This is a genomic window from Methylorubrum sp. POS3, from assembly GCF_043352485.1.
GTDB lineage: Bacteria > Pseudomonadota > Alphaproteobacteria > Rhizobiales > Beijerinckiaceae > Methylobacterium > Methylobacterium suomiense.
The window spans coordinates 1-4,521 of the sequence record NZ_JAPRBT010000003.1; the positions used below are offsets into that span (position 1 = coordinate 1).

Sequence of the window (4,521 nt, forward strand, 5' to 3'; positions counted from 1 at the left end):
ACCTCCGCGCCGATGTGCGCGAGGCCGGCCTCGGCCAACGCCTCGCCAACACTTGGCGCGGCCAGACCTTTCCGAAGGCCGGAGCGAGCGCCGAGGCGGCGGCCTACGTCTCATCCAATGCGCCGAAGCTGATCGATGCGTTCGACCGGGGTGCCGTCATTACGGCGCTCAACCGCCGCTATCTCGCGATCCCGACCCCCGAGGCCGGCGTGCACCATCTGTCGAAGCGCCGGGGCAAGGGCTCGAGCGACAACGGCCTGACCCCGGCGGCCTGGGAGCGCGAGACCGGGGTGAAGCTGCGGTTCGTGCCGAGCCGGACCGGCGGCGTGCTCGTGGCCGACGCGTTCTACCGGCGCCAGGCCGCCCGGTTCCAGCGTCGCAAGTCGTTCCAGCCGATCCGCGAGAGCGGCCCCGATCGTGGGCGCTCCTTCGTCGTCATCTTCGTGCTGGTGCGGCAGGCCAAGCTGCGCAAGCGGCTCGACATCGCCGCGACGGCCCGGCGCTGGGCCGACCAGGTGCCGGGCACCATCGCCGCGCATTGGCAGGCGTGATCGCGCGATGTCGAGCACCCGCGAGCGCGTGATCCTAGCCGTCGTCGCCCTACTGCGGGCGGCGCTGCCGCAGGCCGCGCATGGCCGCAACGAGGCCAAGCCGCGGACCATCCCGAACGGCGGCACCATCACCGTCGACGACGGCGTGCCCGGCACGCCCGAGGTGACGCTGAGCCCAGCCACCTACATCTTCGAGCACGAGATCCCGGTCGAGATCGTCGCGAGGAAAGGTCCGGGCGAGACCGCCGAGGCTCGGCTCGACGCGATGCTGCAGGCGATCGGCGCTGCCGTCGCCGCGGACCGGACGCTCGGCGGGCTGTGCGACCACCTCGAGGTCACCGCGCCGGACACCGAGCCGCTCACCGGCGAGGGCGCGGCGGTCTCGCGCTCGGCCGTGCTCGGCCTCGTCGCTGTCTACGGCACGACCGACCCGCTCAACTGACACCACTCACGCGAGGAGACATCCATGGCCCGCGCACGCGGAGCGAACGCCGTGATGGCGGGCGCCTTCGAGGCCACCTACGGCACGCCGCCTTCCAGCGGCTACCGCAAGCTGCCGTTCGTCCAGTCCAACCTCGGCGAGGAGCAGGGACTGATCCCCTCCGACCTGCTCGGCTACGGCCGCGAGGCGCTGCCGCCCTCGCGCGACGTCATCAACAACGACGGCGACGTCGTCGTGCCGATCGATCTGCGCAACTTCGGCACCTGGCTGAAGCTGTTCTTCGGCCAACCGAGCACCACCACGGTCAGCGGCACCAGCACGCACGTCTTCACCTCGGGCGCGGCGACACTGCCGTCGATGACGCTCGAGGTCGGCCTGCCCGAGGTGCCGAGCTACGGCCAGAACTTCGGCGTTCGCGGCAACACGATGCGGGTGCAGATGCAGCGCTCGGGCCTGCTCACCGCGACGCTCGGGCTGATCGCGCAGGGAGAGAACAAGCTCAAGGCCTCCGCCGCCGGCACGCCGCCGGAAGCCGCGATCGAGCGGTTCGCGCCGGCCCAGGGCGCGATCACCCGCGCCGGCGCGGCGCTCGGCTCGGTCGTCTCGGCGGACTTCACCTATTCGAACAATCTCGACAAGGTTGAGACGATCCGCAGCGACGGGCGGATCGAGGATGCCGAGCCCGGCATGGTGGCGATGTCGGGCAACCTCGTCGTCCGCTTCGCCGATACGGCGCTGCTCGACCAGGCGACCGCCGGCACCTCGGTCGAACTCAGCTTCGGCTGGGCGATCGATGCCGCGCGCTCGCTGCTGTTCCGGGTACCGTCGGTCTACCTGCCGCGGGCCAAGACCCCGGTGACGGGCCCGGCCGGGGTGCAGGCGACGTTCCCGTGGCAGGCCTCGCGCGACGCCTCGGGCAAGACCGTGATCGCGACGCTGATCAACAGCGTCGCGTCCTACTGATCCCGCTTTCCCCCTGACCATCAGGAGCCGCGATGCTCAAGCTCGACCGTCAATCCGGGCCGTTCTGGCTCGACCTCGTGCCCGGCGTGCGCGTCGAGGTCGAACCGATCTCGGTCGCCTCGATGCTGATCGCCCGCGAGGCCGTCGCCGCCATCCTCGCCCCTGGCGACGAGGCCGAGGTCGATGACGCCGATCCGCGCGAAGTGAATGCCCGCGCCAGCGTCGCCCTGGTGCACGCGCTGTGCCGACGCGGGATCCGGCGATGGGAGGGCGTCGGTGATGCCGACGGCAACCCGGTCGCGGTCTCGACCGAGACCATCGACATGCTCCTCGACGTCTGGCCGGTCTACGACGCGCTCGACGGGCTCTACGTCACGCCCGCCCTGCGCCGGGGTGCGGAAAAAAACGCATCGGCGAGCTCGCCGGTTGGCATTTCGGCGGCGGCGCCGCCTACTGCGCCGCCTGCGGCGTAACCTGTGCCGCCTGTCCCTACCGGCTGCACGCGCCACAGACCGACGAGGGCATCGTCGCCTGGGCGGTGATCCGGCGCTGCGGCGGTCAGGTCCGCGCCGCGTTCGGTGGGCCCTACGCCCTGGATTTCGGGGCGATCCTGGCGATGGGGGCGGCCATGGGCGCCGACACGGCGCTGCTCGCCGACCTGCTGCCGGGCATCGAGCCGGTCATCGTCAACGCGTACCGCGAGGCTGCCGATGACGGTCAATAGCATCGCCATCCGCCTTGGGGTCGAGGGTGGAGCCGAGCTGCGGCGCACGCTCGACGAGGTCGGCCGCTCCGGGGAGACGGCGTTTCGCTCCGTCTCGACGGCAGCCGATCAGGCCGGCGTTGCCACCGAGCGGTTGACGCGCAAGGCCCACGAGACCGCCGCGTCGGCTCGACAGGCACAGGCTACCGGCCAAGCCGGGGTCGGATCGGTTCCTGCCGCATCGTCGAACAAGCCTGTCCCGACACAGAGCCCGGCAACTCAGAAAGAGGTGGAGCGTGTTCGCGCTCGCCTCGACGAGGAATACCGCAACAGCCGTCAACTCGATCGCGATATCGCCGTCATCGAGCGCGGGGTGTCGGGCGGAAGCTTCGACGCCGATTATGCCGCGCGTCTGTACGACTTGGCCAAGCGCCGTTACGGGCCTGCCCACGAGAACACCGGCGATCGTCGCTTGCGCGCGGACGAGCTACAGAACCTGCTGTTCCAAGGTCTCGATGCGGCCTCCTCCCTCCAGGGTGGGATGAGCCCGCTGACCGTTGCCCTGCAGCAGGGTGGGCAAGTGGCTCCCATGTTCATGGGGGAGAACGGCGTCAGCGTCGGCAGTGCCGTTCGCGATATCGGCGACCGCGTGGCCCATGCGATCGAGAAGGCGCTCGGTTTTGCACAGGACGGCGCCCGTGGGACTGCCGGAGCGGCCGGTCGAGGGCCCGAGGCGGATCGGCGTCAGACCGAGGACAGCAAAACCATCCGCGACCATGTCGAAGAGGGCATTGTCTCGGCGGGGGCGGAGAAGATCGGAGACAATGCCGATCGCGCCAGCGGAGCGCTGATGCGGCTGTTTGGGCGTGTCGGCCTCGCTGGCGGTATCATCGGTGGGTTCGCAGCAGCGATCGGCGTTGGAACTGCCGCTCTCGTCTCCTACCGGGGGGCGCAGGAGCAGGTCGACGATGTCCTCAAGGGTGTCGGCCGCACATCGGGCGCGACCCTCGAATCCGTGAATGCCCTGGCGAACGCCCAGTCTCGCGCTGCTGGTTTCAACCGTCGCGAGACGCGGGAATTTGCAGCACAATTCGCCGGGACGGGCCGGATCGATTCCGAGTTGCTCGGGCAGGCAGTGGGCACCACCCGCGATTTTTCCAAGTTCCTCGGCGTCGAGAACAAGGAAGGCGTGACCCGGCTCGCCGGTGCGCTGGCGGACGTCTCGAAGGGTGCCCTCGATCTGGGCCAGCGTTACGGGTTCCTGAACGACGCGCAGGCGGAGAACATCCGACGCCTCGATGCTCAAGGGGAGCGACTGTCCGCGCAGCGCGCCCTGCTCGACGCGGTTCGCTCGGGCACGAAGGGGGTCGCCGACGAGGTCCGTGGGTGGTCCCGCGTGACGGAGACACTGAACAACTGGTGGGACCATCTCGGCCGTAGCATCTCCAAGGGGCTGTTCGGCGGGACGCTCGATCAGGAATACGCCAAGGCTCAGAAGCGGCTCCTGTCCGCCGAGGCGGCGGCCGAGCTCAACCCGCTCGCGTTCAGTTCCAAGGACGTCGAGACCGTCCGCAAGGATGTCGATCGGCTGAAGGCGCTGATCGACGAGCGCGACGAATCGATCGAGCGGTCTCAGCGGGGGCAGCGGTCGTTCGAGGTCGGCGGGGTGATCCGCTCGCTCCTGCCCGAGCAGCGCGAGCTGCAGGCGCTGCAGGACAAGGTCGAGTTGGTCCGCAAGGCGATCGCCGACCCGGTCAAGTTCGGCCTCGATCAACGTCAACTTCAGGAGGCGACGGCGGCGTTCGAGCGCATCGCCCGGCTCGCCCGGACGATGACTGAGGACGTCGACCGGTTCGGTTCGA

Annotated in this window: 6 protein-coding genes; all 6 read left to right on the top strand. The window is 69.7% G+C overall.

Annotated features, from left to right (window positions below; translation table 11 throughout):
- The coding region (locus OWC43_RS23085; protein ID WP_393958631.1) for a DUF6441 family protein at window positions 1–551 on the top strand (551 nt) is incomplete at its 5' end.
- Between the two features lie 7 nt (window positions 552–558).
- Window positions 559–993: a hypothetical protein gene (locus tag OWC43_RS23090; protein ID WP_393958632.1), complete on the top strand. Its 435-nt coding sequence runs from the start codon at window positions 559–561 to the stop codon at window positions 991–993.
- A gap of 24 nt (window positions 994–1,017) precedes the next feature.
- Complete coding sequence (locus tag OWC43_RS23095; RefSeq protein ID WP_393958633.1) at window positions 1,018–1,956, top strand: phage tail tube protein; 939 nt, start codon at window positions 1,018–1,020, stop codon at window positions 1,954–1,956.
- Between the two features lie 32 nt (window positions 1,957–1,988).
- Entirely contained in the window at window positions 1,989–2,429 is a 441-nt protein-coding gene (locus OWC43_RS23100; protein WP_393958634.1) for a hypothetical protein, read from the top strand.
- A 65-nt stretch (window positions 2,430–2,494) separates the two neighbouring features.
- Window positions 2,495–2,680, top strand: a complete 186-nt coding sequence (locus OWC43_RS23105) for a hypothetical protein (protein ID WP_137829755.1) — start codon at window positions 2,495–2,497, stop codon at window positions 2,678–2,680.
- On the top strand, window positions 2,667–4,521 hold a 1,855-nt coding region (locus OWC43_RS23110), incomplete at its 3' end, for a phage tail length tape measure family protein (RefSeq protein WP_393958635.1). The genes OWC43_RS23105 and OWC43_RS23110, both read left to right, overlap by 14 nt.